General features: G+C 73.8%; 20 protein-coding genes. 13 read left to right on the top strand and 7 right to left on the bottom strand.

The genetic code is table 11. The features are described from left to right. Positions 1–164 precede the first annotated feature (164 nt). Positions 165–836 carry a GPP34 family phosphoprotein gene (locus ACIPM1_RS29430; RefSeq protein WP_402439698.1) on the bottom strand — a complete coding sequence of 224 codons (672 nt, stop codon included), beginning with the start codon at positions 834–836 and terminating at the stop codon, positions 165–167. Between the two features lie 313 nt (positions 837–1,149). On the opposite strand from ACIPM1_RS29430, the gene ACIPM1_RS29425 reads away from it, so the two are divergent. The 3 genes from ACIPM1_RS29425 to ACIPM1_RS29415 all read left to right on the top strand — a co-directional run bounded on the left by ACIPM1_RS29425 (position 1,150) and on the right by ACIPM1_RS29415 (position 4,852). Beyond that, positions 1,150–2,775: an ABC-F family ATP-binding cassette domain-containing protein gene (locus ACIPM1_RS29425; protein WP_402439696.1), complete on the top strand. Its 1,626-nt coding sequence runs from the start codon at positions 1,150–1,152 to the stop codon at positions 2,773–2,775. Positions 2,776–2,878: 103 nt separating this feature from the next. Then, the gene (gene ddaH / locus ACIPM1_RS29420; RefSeq protein WP_402439694.1) at positions 2,879–3,655 is read left to right on the top strand and encodes a dimethylargininase; all 777 of its coding nucleotides are present in this window, start codon (positions 2,879–2,881) and stop codon (positions 3,653–3,655) included. Positions 3,656–3,874: 219 nt separating this feature from the next. Beyond that, positions 3,875–4,852, top strand: a complete 978-nt coding sequence (locus tag ACIPM1_RS29415; RefSeq protein WP_402439692.1) for an acyl-ACP desaturase — start codon at positions 3,875–3,877, stop codon at positions 4,850–4,852. Positions 4,853–5,017: 165 nt separating this feature from the next. Here the strand turns inward: ACIPM1_RS29415 and ACIPM1_RS29410 are convergent, their stop codons facing one another. Beyond that, a complete protein-coding gene (locus ACIPM1_RS29410; RefSeq protein WP_402439691.1) occupies positions 5,018–5,263 on the bottom strand; it encodes a WhiB family transcriptional regulator in 246 nt (81 codons plus the stop codon). Between the two features lie 346 nt (positions 5,264–5,609). On the opposite strand from ACIPM1_RS29410, the gene ACIPM1_RS29405 reads away from it, so the two are divergent. Continuing rightward, on the top strand, positions 5,610–6,401 hold the full coding sequence (locus tag ACIPM1_RS29405; RefSeq protein WP_402439689.1) for a VOC family protein: 792 nt from the start codon (positions 5,610–5,612) through the stop codon (positions 6,399–6,401). Positions 6,402–6,500: 99 nt separating this feature from the next. On the opposite strand, the gene ACIPM1_RS29400 is transcribed toward ACIPM1_RS29405, so the two are convergent. The 3 genes from ACIPM1_RS29400 to ACIPM1_RS29390 form a co-directional block, all read right to left on the bottom strand. After that, positions 6,501–7,538 (bottom strand): LacI family DNA-binding transcriptional regulator, encoded by a 1,038-nt coding sequence (locus ACIPM1_RS29400; RefSeq protein WP_356190332.1) that lies wholly within the window; start codon positions 7,536–7,538, stop codon positions 6,501–6,503. 178 nt (positions 7,539–7,716) lie between these two features. Then, positions 7,717–8,745 carry a non-homologous end-joining DNA ligase gene (ligD, locus tag ACIPM1_RS29395; protein ID WP_402439687.1) on the bottom strand — a complete coding sequence of 343 codons (1,029 nt, stop codon included), beginning with the start codon at positions 8,743–8,745 and terminating at the stop codon, positions 7,717–7,719. A 380-nt stretch (positions 8,746–9,125) separates the two neighbouring features. Continuing rightward, positions 9,126–9,659: a lamin tail domain-containing protein gene (locus ACIPM1_RS29390; protein ID WP_402439685.1), complete on the bottom strand. Its 534-nt coding sequence runs from the start codon at positions 9,657–9,659 to the stop codon at positions 9,126–9,128. 409 nt (positions 9,660–10,068) lie between these two features. Between ACIPM1_RS29390 and ACIPM1_RS29385 the strand changes: the two genes are divergently transcribed. Next, positions 10,069–11,139: an ATP-dependent DNA ligase gene (locus ACIPM1_RS29385; protein ID WP_402439683.1), complete on the top strand. Its 1,071-nt coding sequence runs from the start codon at positions 10,069–10,071 to the stop codon at positions 11,137–11,139. Positions 11,140–11,231: 92 nt separating this feature from the next. Here ACIPM1_RS29385 and ACIPM1_RS29380 read toward each other — a convergent pair whose 3' ends face one another. Beyond that, positions 11,232–12,422 carry a zinc-dependent alcohol dehydrogenase gene (locus ACIPM1_RS29380; RefSeq protein ID WP_402439681.1) on the bottom strand — a complete coding sequence of 397 codons (1,191 nt, stop codon included), beginning with the start codon at positions 12,420–12,422 and terminating at the stop codon, positions 11,232–11,234. Positions 12,423–12,597: 175 nt separating this feature from the next. Between ACIPM1_RS29380 and ACIPM1_RS29375 the strand changes: the two genes are divergently transcribed. After that, positions 12,598–13,566: a DUF3048 domain-containing protein gene (locus ACIPM1_RS29375; RefSeq protein WP_402439764.1), complete on the top strand. Its 969-nt coding sequence runs from the start codon at positions 12,598–12,600 to the stop codon at positions 13,564–13,566. A 258-nt stretch (positions 13,567–13,824) separates the two neighbouring features. On the opposite strand, the gene ACIPM1_RS29370 is transcribed toward ACIPM1_RS29375, so the two are convergent. Next, positions 13,825–14,289, bottom strand: a complete 465-nt coding sequence (locus ACIPM1_RS29370; RefSeq protein WP_356190345.1) for a MarR family transcriptional regulator — start codon at positions 14,287–14,289, stop codon at positions 13,825–13,827. Between the two features lie 232 nt (positions 14,290–14,521). Here ACIPM1_RS29370 and ACIPM1_RS29365 point away from each other — a divergent pair, with 232 nt between their 5' ends. Genes ACIPM1_RS29365 through pcaD form a run of 7 tightly spaced genes read left to right on the top strand, consistent with a single transcriptional unit; the run spans position 14,522 to position 21,089 of the window. After that, the gene (locus tag ACIPM1_RS29365) at positions 14,522–15,304 is read left to right on the top strand and encodes a CoA transferase subunit A (RefSeq protein WP_402439678.1); all 783 of its coding nucleotides are present in this window, start codon (positions 14,522–14,524) and stop codon (positions 15,302–15,304) included. Beyond that, on the top strand, positions 15,304–15,948 hold the full coding sequence (locus tag ACIPM1_RS29360; protein ID WP_402439676.1) for a CoA transferase subunit B: 645 nt from the start codon (positions 15,304–15,306) through the stop codon (positions 15,946–15,948). Before ACIPM1_RS29365 ends, ACIPM1_RS29360 begins: the two co-directional genes overlap by 1 nt. Further along, positions 15,945–17,147, top strand: coding sequence for a thiolase family protein (locus tag ACIPM1_RS29355; RefSeq protein ID WP_402439674.1), 1,203 nt, complete (start codon positions 15,945–15,947; stop codon positions 17,145–17,147). The genes ACIPM1_RS29360 and ACIPM1_RS29355 overlap by 4 nt, the downstream gene beginning before the upstream one ends. 8 nt (positions 17,148–17,155) lie before the next feature. Continuing rightward, positions 17,156–17,929 (top strand): protocatechuate 3,4-dioxygenase subunit beta, encoded by a 774-nt coding sequence (gene pcaH, locus ACIPM1_RS29350; protein WP_402439672.1) that lies wholly within the window; start codon positions 17,156–17,158, stop codon positions 17,927–17,929. Between the two features lie 6 nt (positions 17,930–17,935). Further along, positions 17,936–18,541, top strand: a complete 606-nt coding sequence (pcaG, locus tag ACIPM1_RS29345) for a protocatechuate 3,4-dioxygenase subunit alpha (RefSeq protein WP_356190357.1) — start codon at positions 17,936–17,938, stop codon at positions 18,539–18,541. A 53-nt stretch (positions 18,542–18,594) separates the two neighbouring features. After that, entirely contained in the window at positions 18,595–19,959 is a 1,365-nt protein-coding gene (gene pcaB, locus ACIPM1_RS29340; protein ID WP_402439670.1) for a 3-carboxy-cis,cis-muconate cycloisomerase, read from the top strand. After that, positions 19,956–21,089 (top strand): 3-oxoadipate enol-lactonase, encoded by a 1,134-nt coding sequence (pcaD, locus tag ACIPM1_RS29335; RefSeq protein ID WP_402439668.1) that lies wholly within the window; start codon positions 19,956–19,958, stop codon positions 21,087–21,089. Before pcaB ends, pcaD begins: the two co-directional genes overlap by 4 nt. Positions 21,090–21,127 lie beyond the last annotated feature (38 nt).

The raw sequence follows: 21,127 nt of genomic DNA, 5'->3' as shown, positions 1-21,127 counted from the left end.
GCCCGGCGGGGCGCAGGCTGGCAGAAATCCGACGTGCACGTCGCCCGCGACCGGACCCCGGTCCGGGGAACACCGGTGTGCGGTGGCGTGCCCGACCGGCCCACGGCACCACACCGGGCCCTGCCCGGCCACGGCACCGCGCGACGACGCGACCGGCCGCCGCCTCAGCCCCCCGCCGGCGCCGACGCCGCCGCGGCAGCCGCTGTCATCGCCGTGCGCACCTCGCGGACGACCCTGCGCAGGGCGGGGGCCGCGGCGCCGCTGCGTTCGGTCAGTTCCTCGATACGCTCCCGGTGGCGCCTGCGGTCCCGGCCGGACGCGAGCGTGCGCAGCCCGGCCGCGGCGGCCAGGGCGACGACGGCCGCCTCCCGCTCGGAGACCGCCGCGACCGGCAGCGATCCCCCGAGCACCTCCCGGGCCTCCTCGCGCAGCGCGTCCACCACGGCGACGCGCTCCAGGGCGTACTCCACCGACGGGAAGACGCCGAGGACACGCCGCTTCTCCGCGCGCAGATAGCCCTCGGCGGCCAGCTGCTCCCGTACGGCCACCAGGGTGTGCCGGGCGCGCAGCGTCACCCAGGTCCGCCAGCGGCGGGGCAGCGACTCCCGTACGAGGTCGAGGAGGCCGTCGAGTACCGCGTCCCCGGTGCGGGCGTCCAGGTCGACGGGGGTGGCGATGCCGTCGTCGTCGAGCAGCAGTCCGCGCTGGGCCAGTTCGGTGAGGGCGCCGGCGCGGACCAGGTGGTGCAGATGGGCGGTGCCGGTGATCCGCATCCGTGCGGTGTCCCAGGCGAGCAGGTAGAGGCGGGCCGGAAGCGAGAGCGAACCGTTGGGCACGGGACCTCCTTGGTGCGGTGGCCCCGGGCCCACGGAAATTCCGTTGACGGCCCTCCGGCCCCCTCGTACGGTCTGAGTGGTTCTGTCGCCGTCGATTGGAGAAGGACGTTGCTCGTCTGAGGTCCCGAGACACCGCCTCACACCGGTCAGGTGTGTGCGTCGTGTGCGACCTCGGCGTGCGAGCCGTCCTTCCGGAAGTCCGGCCCAGGCCCTCCTAGTGCCCTCTTACCGGTTTCCTACACGGCCCCCTCGCCCCGCGGTGTCTCGGCACGTGCCCGTTCCCCCGACCGCACCCGGCAACCGCGAGGCGCCCATGTCCACCTCACTCACCTGCACCTCCCTCTCCTACGCCTGGCCCGACGGCACTCCCGTCCTCGACGGCCTCGACGCCGCGTTCGGCCCCGGCCGGACCGGCCTCGTCGGGGTCAACGGCTCCGGCAAGTCCACCCTGCTGAAGCTGATCGCGGGCGAGCTCACCCCGTCCGGCGGCACCGTCCGCGTCACGGGCGAAGTGGGACTCCTGCCGCAGAGCGTCACCCTCGACACCGCCCTCCGCGTCGACGAGGCGCTCGGCATCGCGGAACGGCGGGCCGCGCTGCACGCCATCGAGGCGGGCGACACGGCCGAGGAGCACTTCGAGACCGTCGGCGACGACTGGGACGTCGAGGAGCGCGCCCTCGCCACCCTCGGCGAACTCGGACTCGGCCACATCGGCCTGGACCGCACGGTCGGCGAGGTGTCGGGCGGCGAGTCGGTGCTGCTGCGCCTGGCCGCGCTGCTGCTGCGCCGCCCGGACGTCCTGCTGCTGGACGAACCGACCAACAACCTCGACCTGTACGCCCGCCGCCGGCTGTACGCGGCCGTCTCCGCCTGGCCGGGCGTGCTCGTCGTGGTCAGCCACGACCGCGAACTGCTGGAGCTGGTCGACCAGATCGCAGACCTGCGGGCCGGGGAGATCACCTGGTACGGCGGGAACTTCTCGGCGTACCAGGAGGCCCTGGCCACCGAACAGGAGGCGGCGGAGCGCATGATGCGCGTCGCCGAGGCGGACGTGCGCAGGCAGAAGCGCGAACTGGCCGACGCCCAGGTCAAACTGGCCCGCCGCAAGCGGTACGGCCAGAAGATGTGGGACAGCAAGCGCGAGCCGAAGATCGTCATGGGGGCGCGCAAGCGGGCGGCCCAGGAGTCCGCGGGCAGGCACCGCATCCTGCACGAGGAGCGGCTCGCCGAGGCCAGGGAGCGGCTCGACGAGGCGGCGGAGGCCGTACGGGACGACGACGAGATCCGCGTCGAGCTGCCGTACACGGCCGTACCGCCGGGCCGCGGCGTGCTCACGCTCCAGGACCTCCGGCCGGCCCACGGCGCGCGCGTCGAGGGCGTCTTCGAACTGCGCGGCCCGGAGCGGGTGGCGCTGATCGGGCGCAACGGGGCCGGCAAGACGACGCTGCTGCGCACCATCGCCGGGGAGATCCCGCCGCTGTCGGGCGAGGTGACGGCGCACGTCCCGCTGCGCTTCCTGCCGCAGCGGCTGGACGTCCTCGACGACGAGCTGACGGTCGCGGAGAACGTGGCCCGCCACGCGCCGGACGCCACCGTCAACCGGATCAGGGCCCGCCTGGCGCGCTTCCTGTTCCGGGGGGCGCGGGCCGACCAGCGGGTGGGGACGCTGTCCGGCGGCGAACGCTTCCGGGCGGCGCTGGCCGCGCTGATGCTGGCCGAACCCGCTCCGCAGCTGCTGATGCTGGACGAGCCGACGAACAACCTCGACATCGCGAGCGTGCGCCGGCTGACGACGGCTCTGGAGTCGTACGAGGGCGCGCTGATCGTGGCCGGCCATGACCTGCCGTTCCTGGAGTCGATCGGCATCACGCGCTGGGTGCTGCTGGAGAAGGGGGTGCTCGGGGAGACGACGCCGGAGGCGGTCCGGGGCCCCGCCTGACGGGCCGCCCGGGGTTTTGCGGGCACCGGCAGTTGGCGCATGATGGCGGACCGGTGCCGCACCGTCCGGCCCGCAGAACCGTCCCGCCGATTCGGAGGCCGCCGTGCCCAGCAAGAAGGCCCTCGTCCGCCGCCCCAGCCCGCGCCTGGCCGAGGGGCTGGTGACCCACATCGAGCGGGAGAAGGTCGACGTCGAGCTCGCGGTCCGGCAGTGGGAGGCGTACGTCGAGGCGCTGCGCACCCACGGCTGGGAGACGATCGAGGTGGATCCGGCGGACGACTGCCCCGACTCCGTCTTCGTCGAGGACACGGTTGTCATGTACCGGAACGTGGCGCTGATCACCCGGCCCGGCGCCGAGTCCCGGCGCGCGGAGACCGTCGGCGTCGAGGAGGCCGTGGCCCGCCTCGGCTGCTCGGTGAACTGGATCTGGGACCCGGGCACCCTGGACGGCGGTGATGTGCTGAAGGTGGGCGACACGATCTACGTCGGCCGCGGCGGGCGCACCAACGCGGCCGGGGTGCAGCAGCTGCGGGCCGCCTTCGAGCCGCTCGGGGCGCGGGTCGTCGCCGTCCCGGTGAGCAAGGTGCTGCATCTGAAGTCGGCGGTGACGGCGCTGCCCGACGGCACCGTCATCGGCCACATCCCCAAGGTGGACACGCCGTCGCTGTACGCGCGCTTCCTGCCGGTGCCCGAGGAGTCCGGCGGCCATGTGGTGCTGCTCGGCGGCGGCAGGCTGCTGATGGCGGCGAGCGCGCCGAAGACGGCGGAGCTGCTCGGCGACCTCGGCTTCGAACCCGTCGTGGTGGACATCAGCGAGTTCGAGAAGCTCGAGGGATGTGTGACATGCCTCTCGGTGCGGCTGCGCGGGCTGTATGCCTGACCGGTTGAGCACATGCCTCGTCCGGCCCCGGGACCTGCGGTCCCGGGGCTGTGGCACACCCGGCCCAACTGCCCGATGACGGCGGCCTGATCAGCGATCTTTACGCAGAACTTAACCTACGGCTTCGTAACCTACGGCCTCGTAGCCTACGATCCCGTAGGTTCCCGGTGCCGCTCGCCGGTCCGTTCCGCCGTCCCGCTCGTCCCCTCTGGAGTTCCCGTGACGCTCACTTCCGCCCACCTCGGCAGCCCGTCCTCCGCCTGGACCGACGCGCGCCTGCTGTACGCGCTGGAGGAAGTGGTCGAGAAGGAACTCAACCGGCATCTGAAGGTCGCCAAGGACTGGATGCCGCACGAGTACGTCCCCTGGAGCGACGGCCGCAACTTCCCCGGCCTGTTCGAGGACGGCGAGGCCTGGGACAAGGAGCAGTCCAAGGTCACCGAGCTCGGCCGCATCGCGCTCGTGGTGAACCTGCTGACCGAGGACAACCTGCCCAGCTACCACCACGAGATCGCCTCCCTGTTCGGCCGGGACGGCGCCTGGGGAACCTGGGTGCACCGCTGGACGGCCGAGGAGGGCCGGCACGGCATCGTGATGCGCGACTACCTGCTCGCCTCGCGCGCGGTCGACCCCGACCAGCTGGAGCGGTTCCGCATGGCGCACATGAGCGAGGGCTTCGAGTCCGACAACCGCCACTCGATGCTGCACTCGGTCGCCTACGTCGCCTTCCAGGAGCTCGCCACCCGCATCTCGCACCGCAACACCGGCCACCAGTCGGGCGACCCGGTCTGCGACCGCATGCTGACGCGCATCGCGACCGACGAGAACCTGCACATGGTCTTCTACCGCAACCTGCTCAAGGCGGCCTTCGAGATCGCGCCCGACCTCACCATGCAGGCGGTGCGGGACGTGGTGGTCGACTTCCGCATGCCGGGCCACGGGATGCCGGGCTTCGAGCGCGCGGCGGCGCAGATGGCGATCGGCGAGGTCTACAACCTGCGCATCCACCACGACGACGTGCTCCAGCCGGTGCTCCGCTTCCTGAAGATCATGGACATCGACGGCCTCGGCCCCAAGGGGCTCAAGGCGCAGGAGGAACTGGGTCTGTACCTGGACGGCCTGGACGCGGAGGCCACGAAGTTCGACGAGAGGCTCGCCGCCCGCAAGGCCCGCATGGCGGCCCGCGCGGCGGGCTGACGGGCGCCGGGGCCGGTCGGCCGAGCGCGGCCGGGACGGATCGGCCGAGGGCGCAGGGGTGGGTCGGTCCAGGGCAGCCGAGTCGGCGGTGGGCCGACGGCCGTGACGGACCGGCCGGGAGCGGTATGCCCCGGCGAGCACCGGCCAGGCCCGGGAAGCACCGGATCAGCCGGACGTCCGGCGCAGCGCCAGTCGCTCCTTCTCGGACAGGCCGCCCCAGACGCCGAAGCGTTCGTCGTTGTCCATCGCGTACTCCAGGCAGGCCGTGCGCATCTCACACATGCCGCAGATGCGCTTGGCCTCGCGCACCGAGCTGCCCGGCTCGGGGAAGAAGAAGTCCGCTCCGGTCTGCGCGCACAGGGCCAGGGTCTGCCAGGCGGTGTCGGCCGGCGTGATCGTCTCGATGTGCATGGACGAGAGCGTGCCGGGCGGCGAAAAACGTTCCATCAACGCGGGATCAACGCACCGCCCGGCCCCGTACGACCCGCTCGGCCCCCTGGCCGCCTCGGCTCCCTTGCTCCCCTGGCCTTGTCCCGCCCGGCCGGCGCTCGGCGCGCGGCCGGGCGACCCCCCGATGATCGACCCCGTCCCCCCGGCGGCGCACGGCGGCGCGCGGGAGCGGTGGGGACGAACCGGCCCGGGCGACCCCCGCGCGTGACGCCCGCCGGGTGCTCCCGCGCGCGCCCCGCACCGATTGTCAGTGGGCGGTGCCAGACTCGGCAGAGCAGACAACGGGACCCTTCGAAGGAGGGCACGGATGCTCACCACCCGTTTCGTCAACGGCGCCCCCAGCTGGCTCGACGTCGGCACATCCGACATCGACGGCGCCCGCGCCTTCTACGGCGGCCTCTTCGGCTGGCAGTTCCAGTCGGCGGGGCCCGAGGCCGGCGGCTACGGCTTCTTCCAGCTGGACGGCCGGACCGTGGCCGGCGGTATGCAGACCGGAGCCGACCAGGGCCCGCCCTCCTGGAACGTGTACTTCCAGACCCCCGACGCGGAGGCCACCGCCAAGGCAGTCGAGCAGGCGCACGGACGCGTGCTGGTCCCGCCCATGGACGTGATGGGCGAGGGACACATGGCCTTCCTCGCCGACCAGGCGGGCGTGACGTTCGGCATCTGGCAGCCGGGGCGCACCAAGGGCCTGGACCGGGCGGGCGACCCCGGCTCGCTGTGCTGGGTCGAGCTCTACACGCCGGACATCGCCGCGGCCGCCGCCTTCTACCACAAGGTGCTCGGCCTGGAGACCTCGGCCGCGCCCTTCCCGGGCGGCACGTACACCTGCGTGAATCCCGCCGAGGGCGGCGAGGACGCGATGTTCGGAGGCATGGTCCCGCTCGGCGACGACCCGGCCGAGGCGCAGGCAGGCCCGGTGTGGCTGCCGTACTTCGAGGTCGCCGACGTGGACACCACGGTTGCCCGGGCGCAGGAGCTCGGCGGCACCGTGCGGGTGCCCGCCACGGACATGGAGGGCGTCGGCCGCATGGCCCGGCTCGCCGACCCCTACGGAGCCCGTTTCGCGGTGATCAAGAGCGCCTCGCCGCAGACCTGAGGCCGGCGGCGCAGGGGGCGCCGGACGGCGCGAGGGCGTACCGGGATCGTGAGAACGCGGGGGCGTACCGGGTCCCGGTCCACGCGAGGGCGTACCGGGTCAGGCGGAGGCGCGCCGCACCAGCGTCGTGGGCAGTATCACGCTGGACGGCACGCCTCCCACACCCGGCCCTGCGCCGTGCCGGTCGAACCCGCGCAGCAGCAGGCGGGCCATGAGCCGGCCCATCTCCTCGATGTCCTGACGGACCGTCGTCAGCGGCGGGTCGGTCTGCTCGGCCACCGGCAGCATGTCGTCGAAGCCGACCACGGCGACGTCCTCCGGGACCCGCAGCCCCCGCTCGCGCAGGACGCGCAGGGCGCCCGAGGCGGTGAGGTCGTTGGCGGCGAACACGGCGTCCAGTCCGGGGCAGCGGTCGAGGAGTTCGCGCATGGCACGCTCTCCGCCGGCGGGGGTGAAGTCGCTCTCCACGATCAGCCGGGGATCGACGTCGACCATGACGTCCCGGAAGCCGTCGAGCCGGTCCACCGCCGAGGTCTGGTCCAGGGCCCCGGAGATGTGCCCGATCCGGGTGCGGCCGAGGCCGACGAGATGCCGTACGGCCTCGCGGGCGCCGCCCCGGTTGTCGCTGTCGACGTACGCCACCCCGCGCGTGCCGTCGCTCCAGCCGGGCCGCCCGCCGAACACGGTGGGCACCCCGGCGCGCTGGATCAGCCCGGGCAGCGGGTCCTGCAGGTGCAGCGAGAAGACGAGCGCGCCGTCGACATGGCCCCCGGCCAGGTAGCGCCCGACCCGTGCGTGGTCGTCCCGGCCCTCGGTGAGCAGCAGGACCAGCTGCGTGTCGTGGGCGGTCAGTTCCTTGCTGATGCCGCGCAGTTGCAGGGCGAAGAAGGGGTCGGCGAAGACCCGGGTCTCCGGTTCGGCTATCACCACGGCGACGGCGTCGTGCCGTTTCGTGACCAGGCTGCGGGCCGCCTGGTTGGGCACGTACCCGAGCTCCTCGACGGCCTGCCGGACCCTCTCGGCCAGGGGCTCCCTGACTCCGTCCGAACCGTTCACCACACGGGAGACGGTCGCCCGCGACACCCCCGCCCGTGCGGCCACGGCCTCGAGCGTGGGACGCGACGCTGTCTCGGTCACTTGGGCACTCCTCACCTGCGGTTGCGGATCAGGATAGCCCCGGCGGCACCGGACCGTGAGAGCGCTCTCCCCCGGGGTACGGGCACGAGGTGCGGGTGCTCGACCGGCCCGGCGGCGACCTGTGCGAGACCGCTTCGGTCCGACGGCTTCGACCGGGTCGGGCCCGCCGGAGCCGGCGTCACCCGGAAGGGCCCGGGCCCTGCTTCCGCGCCCGGCTCGGCTGCACCCGTTTCGGCTCGCCCGGCATCTTCGGGTACTCGGGCGGGTAGGGCAGGTCGCCCAGGCCGTGGTCGTGCTCGTCCTTCCTGGCCAGCTCCAGCAGCGCCTCCAGGGAGAACGCGTGGTCGTCCATGTCGGCGTGCACGTCGCCGAGTTCGGCGAAGCGCGCGGGCATGGTGGCGAGGTCGAAGTCGCGGGGCCGGGCGGCGTCCACCTCGTCCCAGCGCAGGGGCGCCGAGACCGGGGCGTGCGGGTGGGGGCGCACGGAGTAGGCGGAGGCGATGGTGCGGTCCCGGGCGGTCTGGTTGTAGTCGAGGAAGACGCGGCGGCCGCGCTCCTCCTTCCACCAGGTGATGGTCACCAGCTCCGGCATCCGGCGTTCCATCTCCCGCCCCACCGCGATCGCGGCGCGCCGCACCTGGGTGAAGGTCCAGCGGGGCTCGATCGGCACGAAGACGTGCAGGCCGCGGCCGCCGGAGGTCTTGGGCCAGCCGCGCAGGCCGCCGAACTCATCCAGCAGAGCGCGCAGTTCGTGGGAGGCCCGGACCGCGTCCGCGTAGTCGGTGCCGGGCTGCGGGTCGAGGTCGATGCGGAGCTCGTCGGGGTGCTCCACGTCGGCGCGGCGCACCGGCCAGGGGTGGAAGGTGAGCGTGCCGTACTGGGCGGCCCACACCACGGCGGCCTCCTCGGTGGGGCACATCTCGTCGGCGCTGCGGCCACTGGGGAAGGTGATGTGGGCGGTGGGGATCCAGTCGGGCATGCCCTTGGGGGCGCGCTTCTGGTAGAACCACTCGCCTCCTACGCCGTCCGGGTAGCGCTCGAGGGTGGTGGGCCGGCAGCGCAGGGCGCGCAGGATGCCGGGGGCGACCGCCTCGTAGTACCGGGCGACGTCCAGCTTGGTGAAGCCGCGCTCCGGGAAGAAGACCTTGCCCGGGCTGGACAGCCGCACCGTCCGGCCGGCCACCTGGAGTTCGACCGCATCGCCCATGCGAGTCACGGTAGGCCCGGCGCACACGCCTCGCACATCGGAGACGGACCGGGGCGGACGGGCCGCGACCGCGACGTGCCGCCGCACCGCCGGGCGCCTCCTCCCCTCGGCCGCGACCGCGAGGTGCGACCCGGCGGCCGCCGAGGTCACCTCGGCCGCGACCGCGAGGTGCGGCCGGCCCGGCGGCCGCAGAGGCCCCCCGGCCGCGCCTCGCGAAAGTCCTTTCGGCCGCGACCGCGAGGTCCCGCCGGATTGCCGGCCGAGTCCGAAGGAGCCGGCAGGCCGGCGGGACGGTCCGGAGGAGCCTGCCGGACCCGCGGCCGCGACCGAAAGGCGCCCGCCGGCACCGCGGGGTGCGGTGCCGGCAGGCCGGGAACGGGTCAGCGGCGGACGTCGTGGCCGCGATCCCCGTGGTGGTGGCGGTCGCCGTCGTGACCGCGGCGGTCGCGGTCGTCGCCCCAGGAGACGGAGTCGACGTAGCGGCCGCGGTCGTTGCGCAGGGTCACCGTGTCGGAGTGCCGGTCCCAGATGGAGCGGAAGCGGTCCTGGTAGACGTCGGTGCCGGTGTCCCGGCCGAAGCCGGTGTGCACGCGGACGGTGGCGCGGCCGTAGAGACGGTAGTGGTGGAAGGTGTAGCGGTGGCCGTCCTCGTCGGCGAGCGTCCAGCCGTCGAGGTTGACGGCGTGCCGCGTGGTGTTGGTGACCTCCACCCACTCCTTGTTCAGAGCGCGGCCGGAACGGTCGTAACGGCCGTAGCGGTCCTGGGAGGCGTGGTGCACTGCGCTGATCTCCACGCGCGGCCCGTGCGACCGGACGTGGTCGGCCGCGGAGGCCGGCATCGCCACCGCCCCGGTCAGGGCCGCGGCGGTGAGAGCTGCGGCGGCCAGACGGCGGGCGGTAACAGTCGTGGACATGGTCACAGGTCCCCCTGCTGGGTTCGAGCACCCCCGCCACGGCGCCGTGGCCGGCGCGGGCGGGGTGGTGCGAGGTGCGGTGGGCGGCCGGTCGGCCGCACACGCACACTGTGGCGTCCCCGACGCGGGGGTTTGACCCTTCCACGAGCGGTGTTACGAATTGCCCATATTCACGTGACACTTGAATGTAGCTTCCATTTATCTGCCGAACTCTTCGCGCCACCCCGGCCTGCCGGATCGTTCCGCTTGTGCGGCTTGTCCCTTGATGACCCTTCGCCCTGTCACGCCACCCCAGGCCCGCCCGGTCCGTCACCCAAAAGTGAGTAACAGCCGTGCCCGGCCGACCGCCCCCGGTACGCCGCGGCGCGCCCGACGGGCGGCCGCCCGGGGCGGCTCCTAGAGTCGGAGCATGGATCTGCCGGTGATGCCGCCCGTGAAGCCGATGCTCGCCAAGCCGGTGGCGGCGATCCCGCCGGACATGCAGTACGAGGCCAAATGGGACGGGTTCCGGGCCATCGTGTTCCGCGACGGGGACGAGGTCGAACTCGGCAGCCGGACCGGCAAGCCGCTGACCAGGTACTTCCCCGAGCTGGTGGGGGCGCTGAGGGAGCGGGTGCCCGAACGCTGCGTGCTCGACGGCGAGATCGTCATCGCGCGGGAGGGCCGGCTCGACTTCGACGCGCTGACCGAGCGGATCCACCCCGCGGACTCCCGGGTGCGGATGCTGGCCGAGCGCACTCCGGCGTCGTTCGTGGCGTTCGACCTGCTGGCGCTGGACGGCGAGTCGCTGCTGGACGTGCCCCTGTCCGACCGGCGGGCGCTGCTGGTCGGGGCGCTGGCCGGGGCCACGGCTCCGGTCCATGTGGCCCCGGCGACCACCGACATCGAGGTCGCGCGGCAGTGGTTCGAGCAGTACGAGGGCGCGGGGCTCGACGGCATCGTCGCCAAGCCGCTCGGTCTGCGCTACCTCCAGGACCAGCGCGCGATGTTCAAGGTCAAGCACGAGCGCACGGCCGACGTCGTCGTCGCCGGCTACCGCCACCACAAGAGCGGCCCCGTCGTCGGCTCACTGCTCCTCGGCCTGTACGACGACGGGGGCCGCCTCCAGCACGTGGGCGTGTCGGCCGCCTTCCCGATGAAGCGGCGCGCGGAGCTGGTGACGGAGCTGGAGCCGCTGCGCATGGAGGACGTCAGCGGGCATCCGTGGGCGGCCTGGTCCGAGGAGGCGGCCCACGCCGCGGCCCGGCTGCCCGGCGCGCCCAGCCGCTGGTCGGGCAAGAAGGACCTGTCCTGGGTCCCGCTGCGCCCGGAGCGGGTGGCCGAGGTGGCGTACGACCACATGGAGAACGGGGAGCGCTTCCGGCACACGGCCCGCTTCCGCCGCTGGCGGCCGGACCGCACCGCCCGGAGCTGCACCTACGCGCAGCTGGAGGAGCCGGTCCGCTACGACCTCACGGAGATCCTGGGATCACCGGACTGATGCCGCTCGGGGCCTCCGAGCGGCATCAGCTCCGCAGGCGTGCCCCTCACGGCGTCAGCTCCTCAGGCGTCAGCCCTTCAGGCGTCGGCCCCTCACGGCGTCATCAGCACCTTGATGGCGCCGTCCTCCTTGCGCTGGAACATCTCGTACGCGTGCGGCGCGTCCGCCAGCGGCACCCGGTGGGTGGCGAAGTCGTCGACGCCGAGCGGGTCCTCGTCCGTGAGGTACGGCAGGAGGTCGTCGCTCCAGCGGCGCACATTGGCCTGGCCCATGCGTATCTGGATCTGCTTGTCGAACATGGTGAGCAGGGGCATCGGGTCGGCCGTGCCGCCGTACACGCCGGAGATCGAGATGGTGCCGCCGCGGCGCACCAGTTCGATGGCGGTGTGGAGCGCGCCGAGGCGGTCCACGCTGAAGCGTTCCGCGAGCGGGCCGCTGAGGGCGCGCGGCAACACCGCGGCGGTCTGCTGCATGAGGCGGGCCGCGACACTGCCGTGCGCCTCGGTCCCGACCGCGTCGATCACGGCGTCGGGACCGCGCCCGTCGGTCTCGTCGCGGATCGCCGCGACCAGCTCCTTCTCGTGGTCGAAGTCCCGCAGGTCGTACGTCCGCACCCCGCGCCGGCGCGCCCGGGCCAGCCGCTCGGGCACCAGGTCCACGCCGAACACCTCCGCCGCGCCGCGTGCCAGGGCGATCCGGCAGGCCATGTCCCCGATGGGCCCGAGGCCGAGGACGGCCACGGTGCCGCCGCGCGGCACATCGGCGTAGGCCACCGCCTGCCACGCGGTGGGCAGCACGTCGGAGAGGTAGACGAAGCGGTCGTCGGCCGGGCCCTCGGGGACCTTCATCGGGCCGTAGTGGGCCTGCGGGACGCGCAGGTACTCGGCCTGGGCGCCCGGCACGGCGCCGTACAGGCGGGTGTAGCCGAACAGGGCGGCACCCATGCCCTCGCTGGTGACCTGGGTGGTCTCGCACTGGGTCTGCAGGCCCGAGGAGCACATGAAGCAGTGGCCGCAGGAGATCTGGAAGGGGACCACCACCCGGTCGCCGGGCTTGAGGTTCGGCACCTCCGGGCCCACCTCCTCGACGATGCCCATCGGCTCGTGGCCGAGGATGTCGCCGGGGGTCATGAACGGGGTGAGCACCTCGTACAAGTGGAGGTCGGAGCCGCACAGGCCGGTGGAGGTGACGCGGATGACCGCGTCCGTCGGCTCCTCGATCCTCGGATCCGGCACGTCCTCGACCCGGACGTCCCGCCTGCCCTGCCAGGTCACAGCCTTCATCGCCTCGTGCTCCCTCCGTGACGTCTGCGGACGGCCCGGGTACCCGGGCCGCATCCGCCGAACCGCCCCCTCCGGGACGGCCGGCCCGCGGGACGGGCGGGATCGGGGCCCAACGGGTCTGGGCAGCGGCGGCCCGGCGGGCCGACAATCGGTGCACGGGAACGGGGGCGTGAACGTGGACGAGGGACGAAGAGCGCGCGCACGGCGCGCGAGGACGACCGCGGTCCTGCTGGCCGCCGTGGCCGCGGCCGCCCTGGCCGCGGGCTGCACGTCCGGGCGCGAGTCCGGCGGGGACGGGCGGGGAAGGCCGACCAGACCGGCCGGGCACACCGGGCCGGTGCTGGCCGTCAAGATCGACAATGTGCCGCCGGCCCGGCCGCAGACCGGTCTGGAGGCCGCGGACGTCGTGTACACGGAGCAGGTGGAGGGCGGGCTCAGCCGCCTGATGGCCGTGTACGCCACCCGGCTGCCCCCGGTGGTGGGGCCGGTGCGCAGCGCGCGCGAGTCCGATCTGGAGCTGCTGCGTCAGTTCGACCGGCCGACGCTCGCGTTCTCCGGGGCCCAGCGCAAGCTGCTGCCGCTGATCGACGCGGCCCCGCTGTCGGCCCGGACGCCCGGCGACACGCCCGGCGCCTACTTCCGGGAGACCGGCAGGACGGCCCCCCACAACCTCTATCTGCGCCCGGGCCGGCTGCTCGGCTCGCCGCCCGGGGCCAACGCGCTGACCACCGGTTTCCGTTACGGTCCGGCTCCCGCCGGCGGCCGGCCGGAGACCTCCCGCACCGTGCGCTACCCGGCGGCCCGGTTCACGTTCACCTGGTCCGCGATCCGGCACGGCTGGCAGGTGGCGATGGACGGCCGGCCCACGGTCGCGGCCGACGGGAAGCCGGTCACGCCCGCGACGGTCGTCGTGCAGCACGTGAAGGTGCGCGCGTCCCGGCTGCACGACGTGCTCGGCAGCCGCACCCCGTACACCGAGACCGTGGGGTCGGGGAAGGCCGAGGTGCTGCGGGACGGACGGGCCTTCGCCGTCACCTGGAAGCGCCCGCGGGCGGCGGACGGCACGCGGTTCACGGCCGCCGGCGGCGCGCCGGTGGACTTCGCGCGGGGTCAGGTGTGGGTCGTCCTGACCGACGCGCCGTGACCGGCGTCGCGTGACCGAGGCGCCGTGACGGCCGTCGCGTGACAGATGCGCCGCGACCGCCGTCGCGTGACCGACGCGCCGCGACCGCCGTCGCGTGACCGACGCGCCGTGACGGCCGTCGCGTGACCGACGCGCCGTGACCGGCGTCGCGTGACCGACGCGCCGCGACCGACGCCCGTGACCGGCCTCGTGACCGGGGCAGGAGGGCCGCTTCGGCCGGGCCGGGCGGCTTCGGCCGGGCCGGCCGCGCAACCCGGATCAGGGCTGCGCGGCGACGGGTTCCGCCGGGTTGCGCAGGCCCTCGGCCGCGTCCGCGACACGCCGGATGAGGTCGAAGAACAGGGCCTGCTCCTCGGCGCTGAGCGGGGCCAGGAAGACCTGGTTCATCCGGGCCGTGCGCACGGTGAGCTTCCGGTGGGTGCGCTCGCCCTCCGCGGTCGGGCGCAGCAGCGACCGGCGCCCGTCCTGCGGGTCGCGGACCTTGTCGAGGAGTCCGCGGCGGGTGAGCCGGCTGATGACCTCAGCGATCGTGGACCGGTCGAGGCCGACCCGCTCCCCCACCGTGCGCTGGTCGAGCCCCGGCTCGGCGACGAGGGTGTTCAGGACCGCGAACTGCGGCGAGGTGATCTCCTCGGAGACCATCGTGTTCCACAGCAGGTAGTGCGCCTGCTGAAGCCGCCGGGCCAGGTGCCCGGGGTGCGTCGTCAGGTCCACCGCGCCCATGTGCGCTCCTTGCTCCGGTCGGTCGTCACGTCCGAGGAATTACGTAGGTGCACTGAACGATACAGCGCCCGCCCCACCCCCACCCCGCCTTCATCCCCTCATCCGATCGGCCTCTTGCTGGGGCCTTGACGGCCCCTCCGCCTGATGGCAGCGTGAGGGAAACCTCGCGGAAATACTCAGTGCCCTGATTAATTTGGGGTGCGGGACGCTCGGAAGGGATGGGACTTCTCCGATGGACAAGGTGGTCGCCACGGCCCTGGAGGCGGTGGCCGACGTGCCGGACGGCGCGTCGCTGGCGGTGGGCGGTTTCGGGCTGAGCGGCGTGCCGAACGTACTGATCCAGGCCCTGTACGAGCGCGGCACCGGCTCGCTGAGCGTCGTCTCGAACAACTGCGGGGCGATGGAGTCCGGGCTCGCCGTGCTGCTCTCGGCCGGGCGGATCGCGCGGGTGACCGGCTCCTACATCGGGGCCAACAAGGAGTTCGCCCGCCAGTACCTGGGCGGCGAGCTGGAGGTGGAGATGATCCCCCAGGGCACGCTGGCCGAGCGGCTGCGCGCCGGCGGCGCCGGCATCCCCGCCTTCTACACCCCCGCGGGCGTGGGCACCCAGGTCGCCGACGGCGGGCTGCCCTGGCGCTACGACGGGCAGGGCGGGGTCGCCCTGGCCTCGCCGCCCAAGGAGGTCCGCGAGTTCGACGGCGCGCAGTACGTGCTGGAACTCGGTATCCGCACCGACTTCGCGCTGGTGCGCGCGGCCCGGGGCGACCGGCACGGCAACCTGGTGTTCAGCAAGTCCTCCCGCAACTTCAACCCGCTCGCCGCGACGGCCGGCCGGGTGACGATCGCCGAGGTCGAGGAACTCGTCGAGCCGGGCGACCTCGACCCGGACGCGGTGCACCTTCCGGGGATCTTCGTCCAGCGGGTGGTGGCGCTGACGCCGGAGCAGGCGGCCGACAAGCGGATCGAGAAGCGGACGGTGTCCGCTCCTTCGGCACGAGAGGCGGTGAACGACTGATGGCCTGGACGCGGGAGGAGATGGCCGCCCGTGCCGCGCGGGAGCTGACCGACGGCAGTTACGTCAATCTCGGCATCGGTCTGCCCACGCTGATCCCCAACTACCTGCCCGAGGGGGTGGAGGTGGTCCTGGAGTCGGAGAACGGCATCCTCGGCACCGGCCCCTACCCCACCGAGGAGCGGGTCGACCCCGACCTGATCAACGCGGGCAAGGAGACGGTCACCGTCCTGCCGGGCGCCTCGTTCTTCGACTCCGCGCTGTCCTTCTCGATGATCCGCGGCGGCCACATCGACATCGCCGTACTCGGTGCCATGCAGGTGTCCGAGCACGGCGACCTGGCAAACTGGGCCGTCCCCGGCAAGATGATCACCGGTATCGGCGGGGCCATGGACCTCGTCCACGGCGCCCGTACGGTCGTCGTGGTCATGACGCACACCGCCAAGGACGGCTCGGCGAAGATCCTCCGGCAGTGCACGCTGCCGCTGACCGGCAGGGCGTGCGTGAACCGGATCATCACCGATCTCGGCGTCCTCGACGTGACCGGCGACGGACTCGTCCTCGTCGAGACCGCGCCCGGCGTGACCGTCGACGAGATCGTCGCCCGGACCGACGCCGAGCTCACCGTCGTGGAGGGACTCGTATGAAGACCGTCTACCTCGTCGACGCCGTGCGCACCCCGATCGGGCGCTACAACGGCGGCCTGGCGGGCGTGCGCCCGGACGACCTGGCCGCACACGCCCTGCGCGAACTCCTCGCCCGCACGCCCGCACTGGACCCGTCCCGCATCGACGACGTCTACCTCGGCAACGCCAACGGCGCCGGCGAGGAGAACCGCAACGTCGCCCGCATGGCCGCCCTGCTGGCCGGGCTCCCGACCTCCGTGCCCGGCGTGACGGTCAACCGGCTGTGCGCCTCCGGCCTGGAGGCCGTGATCCAGGCGGCCCGCGCCATCGCCGTCGGGGACGCCTCCGTCGCGGTCGCGGGCGGGGTGGAGTCGATGACCCGCGCCCCCTACGTGCTGCCCAAGAGCGACCGTCCCTTCCCGGCGGGACACGCCGAGCTGTACTCGACCACCCTCGGCTGGCGCATGGTCAACCCGGCGATGGACCCGCAGTGGACCGTCCCGCTCGGCGAGTCCGCCGAACTCGTCGCCGACAAGCACAAGATCACCCGCGAGCGGCAGGACGAGTTCGCCCTCGCCTCCCACCGCAAGGCGGCCAGGGCGCAGGCGGAGGGGCTGTTCGACGCCGAGCTCGCGCCCGTGGCCGTCCCGCGCCGCAAGGGCGACCCCGTCATCCTCGCCGCCGACGAGTGCGTGCGCCAGGACGCGTCCCGGGAGGCGATGGCCGCGTTGAAACCGTCCTTCCGCACCGAGCACGGCACGGTGACCGCGGGCAACGCCTCCCCGCTCAACGACGGCGCCGCCGCCCTGCTGCTGACCGACGAGGAGGGGCTGCGGGCCCTCGGCCGCGAGCCGCTCTCCCGGGTGAGCGCGACCGGCGTGTCCGCGACCGACCCGCAGTACTTCGGACTCGCCCCCGTCGAGGCCACACGGCGCGCCCTCGCCAGGGCCGGCCGGACCTTCGCCGACCTCGACGTCCTCGAACTCAACGAGGCGTTCGCCGCCCAGGTGCTGGGCTGCCTCGCCGAATGGCCCGAGTTCGACCGCGCGGTCCTCAACCCGCAGGGCGGCGCCATCGCCCTCGGCCATCCGCTCGGCGCCTCCGGCGCCCGCCTCGCGGGCACGGTCGCCCACCAGCTCGCCCGCAAGGGCTCCGGTGTCGGCGTCGCCACCCTCTGCATCGGCGTGGGCCAGGGCCTCGCCCTCGTCCTCGAACGCTAGGAAGACCCATGGCTCTCACCCAGCACGACATCGACCAGGAGATCGCCGCCGAGCACGCCGCGTACGACAAGCGCGTCGCCGACGGCTCCCCCGTCGAGCACCACCCGCGCCGCGACTACGCCCCCTACCGCTCCTCCGTGCTGCGCCACCCCCGACAGCCGCCGGTCGCCATCGACGTCGCCCAGGACCCGGAGCTGGTGGAGCTGTCCTCCCCGGCCTTCGGCGAGCGCGACCTGACCGAGATCGACAACGATCTCACCCGGCAGCACACCGGGGAGCCGATCGGCGAGCGGATCACCGTCTCCGGCCGGCTGCTGGACCGCGACGGGCGGGCGGTGCGCGGCCAGCTCGTCGAGATCTGGCAGGCCAACTCGGCGGGCCGCTACGCGCACCGGCGCGAGCAGCACGACGCCCCGCTCGACCCCAACTTCACCGGCGTCGGCCGCACCCTGACGGACGACGACGGCTTCTACCGCTTCACCACCGTCCAGCCGGGCCCGTACCCGTGGCGCAACCACGTCAACGCCTGGCGTCCGGCGCACATCCACTTCTCGCTCTTCGGGGCGGCGTTCACCCAGCGGCTGGTGACGCAGATGTACTTCCCGAACGACCCGCTCTTCCCCTACGACCCGATCCTGCAGTCGGTGACGGACGACGCCGCCCGGCAGCGGCTGGTCGCCACGTACGACCACAGCCTGTCGGTGCCGGAGTTCTCGCTCGGCTACCACTGGGACATCGTGCTGGACGGCCCGCACGCCACCTGGATCGAAGAAGGACGCTGACCCGCCATGACGAGGATCGACACCGACCGGCCCGAGAGCGTGCTGCCCACCCCCTCGCACACCGTCGGCCCCTTCTACGGATACGCCCTGCCCTTCCGCGGCGGCGAGGACATCGCCCCGCTGGGGCACCCGGCCACGGTCACCGTGCACGGGTACGTCTACGACGGCGAGGGCAGGCCGCTGCCGGACGCTCTGGTGGAGCTGTGGGGGCCGGACCCGGACGGCAACCTGCCGGCGACCGACGGCTCGATGCGCCGCGACCCGGCATCGGGGGGCTTCCTCGGCCGCAACGGGGTGGAGTTCACCGGCTTCGGCCGCGTCCAGACCGACGCGAACGGCCACTGGTACGCACGGACGCTGCGGCCCGGCGCGCGCGGGCGCAACGCGCCGTACGTGAGCGTGTGCGTGTTCGCGCGCGGGCTGCTCGTGCACCTGTTCACCCGGATCTACCTGCCCGGTGACACGGCCGCGCTCGCCGCCGACCCGCTGCTGTCCCGGCTGGAGGAGGAGCGGCGCGGCACGTTGATCGCCGCCGAGGAGGCCCGGGGGACCTACCGTTTCGACATCCGCCTTCAGGGCGAAGGCGAGACGGTCTTCCTGGAGTTCCGGTGACATCACCCGACCACCCCGTGCCCGGCGGCCACTCCGTACCCGACGGCCGTCCCGTGGCAGCCGACCGACCGGCACCCGCCGGCGATCCCGGGGCCGCCGCGCCGGACGCCGGTCTGCTCGCCCCCGGAAGGGCGGGCTCGCCCGCGGCGGCCACGACGAGCGACCTCGCGTATCTGCGGGCGCTGCTCGACGCGGAGACCGCCCTCACCCGGGCCCAGGCCGCGCTGGGCCTAGCCCCGGCCGCCGCGGCGGACGCGGTGACCCGGGCCGCCGACGCCGCCCGCTTCGACGTGCACTCCCTCGCCGAGCGGGCCCGTGGCGGCGGCAACCCCGTCATCCCCCTGGTCGCCGATCTGACCGCGGCGGTGGGCACGGAGTACGGTCCCCACGTCCACCGGGGCGCGACCAGCCAGGACATCATGGACACCGCGACCATGCTGGTGGCCGTACGCACCCTGGAACCGGTGCTCGCCGATCTGGGCCGCACCGAGCGGGCGCTGGGGCGGCTGGCGGCCCGGCACCGCGACACCGTGATGCCGGGACGGACGCTGACCCAGCACGCCGTACCGACGACGTTCGGCCTGAAGGCGGCGGGCTGGCGCTCGCTGGTGCTGGACGCCCGGGACCGCCTGACCCGGGTGCGCGACTCGCTGCCCGCCCAACTCGGCGGCGCGGCAGGCACGTTGGCGGCCTTCTCGATGTACGGCGCCGAGGACGCGACCGCGCTCCCGGCGGCGTACGCGCGAGAACTGGGCCTGGTGGCACCGGCGTTGCCCTGGCACACCCTGCGCACGCCGGTCGCCGACCTCGCCGGGGCCCTCGCCTTCACCGCCGGGGCGCTGGGCAAGATCGCCGCGGACGTGCTCACCCTCTCCCGCACGGAGATCGCCGAACTGGCCGAGGGCAGCGGCGGCGGCTCGTCGGCCATGCCGCACAAGGCCAACCCGGTGCGGTCCACCCTGATCGCGGCGGCGGCCCGGCGCGCACCCCAGCTCGCGGCCACGCTGTACGGTTCGCTGGCCGCGGAGGACGAGCGGCCGGCCGGGGCCTGGCACGCCGAGTGGGAGCCGCTGCGCGACCTGCTCCGGCTGGCCGGCGACGCGGCCCGCGACGCCGCGGAACTGGCCGAGGGTCTGCGGGTGGACACGGCGGCGATGCGCGCGCATCTCGGCCTCACCCACGGGCTGATCGTCTCCGAGCGGCTGTCGGCGGAGCTCGCCCCCCGGCTCGGCCGCGCCCGCGCCCGGACGCTGCTCACCGAACTCGCCCGGCGCTCCGCGGCCGAAGGACGCACGCTCGGCGAACTGCTTGCTGAAGAAACCGAGTTGAAGGACATCGACCTGGCGGATCTGACCGACCCCGTCCGCTACACCGGCTCCGCCGGAGCCCTCACCGACCGTGCGCTGGAGCGACGTTGACCGAGAAACTCCTGAACCACCGCATCGAAGGGCCCGCCTCCGCTCCCCCGCTGCTGCTCGGGCCCTCGCTCGGCACCTCGTACGCGCTGTGGGACGGGATCGCCCCCGAACTGGCGATCACCCACCGGGTGGTGCGCTGGGACCTGCCCGGCCACGGCGGGTCCCCGGCGGACCTCGTCCGGCCCGGCGCGACCGTCGCCGACCTCGCCGCCCTGGTGCTCGAGCTGGCCGACGCGCTCGGCGTCGAACGGTTCGCCTACGCCGGGGTGTCGCTGGGCGGCGCGGTGGGCCTGCACCTGGCCGTGCACCACCCCGAGCGCGTCGCGTCCCTGGCGGTGATCTGCTCCTCCGCCCACTTCAACGGCTCGCGGCCGTGGCGGGAGCGGGCCGAGCTGGTCCGGCGGGAGGGTCTGGAGCCGCTGGTCGGGACCGCGAACGACCGCTGGTTCAGCGGCGGGTTCACGGCGCCGGAGCTGATCCGCGACCACGCGCGGACCGACCCGGAGGCGTACGCCGCCTGCTGTGACGCGCTGGCCGCCTTCGACCTGTCCGAACGGCTGCCGGAGATCACCGCTCCCACGCTCGCCCTGGCGGGCCGGGACGACCCGGCGACCCCGCCCGCGCATCTGCGGCAGATCGCGGACGCGGTGCCGGGTGCGGCGCTGGCCGAGATCCCGGGCGCCTCGCACCTGGCGCCCGCGCAGTGCCCGGAAGCCGTCCTGGCGGCGCTGCGGGCGCACTTCGCCCCGGCCGGAGGTGCCGGGCGGGGCATGGCGGTACGGCGCGAGGTGCTCGGCGACGCGCACGTCGACCGGGCGCAGGCGCGGCAGACCCCCTTCACGGCCCGCTTCCAGGAGTTCATCTCCCGTTACGCATGGGGCGAGATCTGGACCGACCCGACGCTCACCCGCCGCGAGCGCAGCATGGTCACCCTGACGGCACTGGTCGCGCACGGCCACCACGACGAGCTGGCCATGCATGTGCGCGCGGCCCGCCGCAACGGGCTCACCCGCGAGGAGATCGGCGCGGTGCTGCTGCAGACCGCCGTGTACTGCGGGGTGCCGGCGGCGAACTCGGCGTTCGCGGTGGCCCAGCGGGTGCTGGCCGAGGAGACCGACGACGGGTCCTAGGTGCGTGGTGAGCCTCCCCCCGGGGGGGGGTCGCTTGG

This window comes from Streptomyces sp. NPDC086766 (assembly GCF_044746005.1).
In the GTDB taxonomy this organism is placed as follows: Bacteria; Actinomycetota; Actinomycetes; order Streptomycetales; family Streptomycetaceae; genus Streptomyces.
The sequence above is the reverse complement of the archived record's forward strand: the minus strand, read 5'-3'. Positions and strand labels throughout refer to the sequence as shown.

Coding starts and splice junctions, on each gene's coding strand:
- pcaH (WP_402439672.1), top strand. CDS start 17,156: ATGGCTCTCACCCAGCACGACATCGACCAGGAGATCGCCGCCGAGCAC.
- ACIPM1_RS29370 (WP_356190345.1), bottom strand. CDS start 14,289: ATGGGCGCGGTGGACCTGACGACGCACCCCGGGCACCTGGCCCGGCGG.
- ACIPM1_RS29390 (WP_402439685.1), bottom strand. CDS start 9,659: ATGTCCACGACTGTTACCGCCCGCCGTCTGGCCGCCGCAGCTCTCACC.
- ACIPM1_RS29405 (WP_402439689.1), top strand. CDS start 5,610: ATGCTCACCACCCGTTTCGTCAACGGCGCCCCCAGCTGGCTCGACGTC.
- ACIPM1_RS29380 (WP_402439681.1), bottom strand. CDS start 12,422: ATGAAGGCTGTGACCTGGCAGGGCAGGCGGGACGTCCGGGTCGAGGAC.
- ACIPM1_RS29365 (WP_402439678.1), top strand. CDS start 14,522: ATGGACAAGGTGGTCGCCACGGCCCTGGAGGCGGTGGCCGACGTGCCG.
- ACIPM1_RS29360 (WP_402439676.1), top strand. CDS start 15,304: ATGGCCTGGACGCGGGAGGAGATGGCCGCCCGTGCCGCGCGGGAGCTG.
- ligD (WP_402439687.1), bottom strand. CDS start 8,745: ATGGGCGATGCGGTCGAACTCCAGGTGGCCGGCCGGACGGTGCGGCTG.
- ACIPM1_RS29385 (WP_402439683.1), top strand. CDS start 10,069: ATGGATCTGCCGGTGATGCCGCCCGTGAAGCCGATGCTCGCCAAGCCG.
- ACIPM1_RS29425 (WP_402439696.1), top strand. CDS start 1,150: ATGTCCACCTCACTCACCTGCACCTCCCTCTCCTACGCCTGGCCCGAC.
- ACIPM1_RS29355 (WP_402439674.1), top strand. CDS start 15,945: ATGAAGACCGTCTACCTCGTCGACGCCGTGCGCACCCCGATCGGGCGC.
- ACIPM1_RS29410 (WP_402439691.1), bottom strand. CDS start 5,263: ATGCACATCGAGACGATCACGCCGGCCGACACCGCCTGGCAGACCCTG.
- pcaG (WP_356190357.1), top strand. CDS start 17,936: ATGACGAGGATCGACACCGACCGGCCCGAGAGCGTGCTGCCCACCCCC.